Raw genomic sequence first — 1,193 nt, forward strand, 5'->3', positions numbered from 1 at the left:
GGCGGATTCAATTCCGAATCGCAACACGCTTCTTGAGGGCTTCGGCGAAGACCTCGTAAGGGGTGCGCCAGCCTAGCGTCTTTCGCGGCCGGCTGTTGATCCTGCGCTCGATCTCTTGCAGCCGCTCGTCACTGACTGTCGCGAAGTCGGTGCCCTTGGGCAGGTAGTAGCGGACTAGCCCGTTGCCGTTCTCGTTCGAGCCGCGCTGCCACGATGCATAGGGCTCGGCGAAGTAGAAGTCGGCCTTGCAGGCGATCGCAATGATTTCGTGCTCAGCGAACTCCTTGCCGTTGTCCGCAGTGAGGGTGTGCACCAGGTGCTTGATGGGTGCCAGCGTGCCGATGATGGCGCGGCTCACAGCCTCTGCGGTCCGCTGCGACACGCGCCGGATCAGGTGCAGCCGCGAGCGCCGCTCAGTCAGTGTCACCAGCACCTGGCCGCCGTTGGCCTTGACCATGGTGTCCAGCTCCCAGTCGCCGATGCGGCTGCGCTCCTCCACCACCGGCGGACGCTCGCTGATGTCGCGCCGATGCTTGATCTGGCCGCGACGATCCGGACGACAGCGGCGCCCCCTGCGTGGCTTGCTCTGCCGCAGCAGGGTATGCAGCGAGCCGCCGCGCCGATGATCCGCGGCAATGTGCTGGTAGATCCGCTCATGGCTTGCCAGCCCCGTCGCGCCGGCAATCTGCTCGGGGCTGTGATCCTCGCGCAGCAGCGCCTCGATGCGCGGCCAGTGCGACGGATCGATCCGGGGGCGCTTGCCCGCCTGATGGCGTCGCTGTCGCGCTCGCGTATGGGCTGAATCAGGCGAGTACCCCGCGGGGCACCGGTTGCGCTTGAGCTCGCGACAGATCGTGCTTGCAGAACGACGCATCCGCTTGCCGATCGCTCGCAGGCACAGCCCCGCTTCGCGCAGCGCGTGCGCCTGATATCGTTCCGCTTGGGTCAGGTGACCTCTGGACATGGGCAACTCCACTTGCAGGTAGAGGAGCTCAGGCTACGTCACCTGGTCCACTACGCTCCGTAGGGGTGTTGCGTTTCAGAGTTGAGACCGCCGGGCTTAGTGTCAATCGATCGCGCAACCGCACAGGCCGTTTGCGCAGTTCAGGCTCGCGTACTTGGCTGCGTGGCGTCGCACCGTAAGCGTCCGGCCACCACACCTACCGCTCGACCTCACCTTGTGCTGAGCCTTA

At 65.5% G+C, this 1,193-nt stretch carries 1 protein-coding gene; it reads right to left on the minus strand.

From position 1 onward, the window contains the following. Positions 1 to 7 precede the first annotated feature (7 nt). Positions 8 to 964, minus strand: a complete 957-nt coding sequence (locus tag AS93_RS0118120) for an IS30 family transposase (RefSeq protein WP_037010090.1) — start codon at positions 962 to 964, stop codon at positions 8 to 10. Positions 965 to 1,193 lie beyond the last annotated feature (229 nt).

Source organism: Pseudomonas sp. RL (genome assembly GCF_000647775.1).
GTDB classification, from domain to species: Bacteria; Pseudomonadota; Gammaproteobacteria; order Pseudomonadales; family Pseudomonadaceae; genus Serpens; species Serpens flexibilis.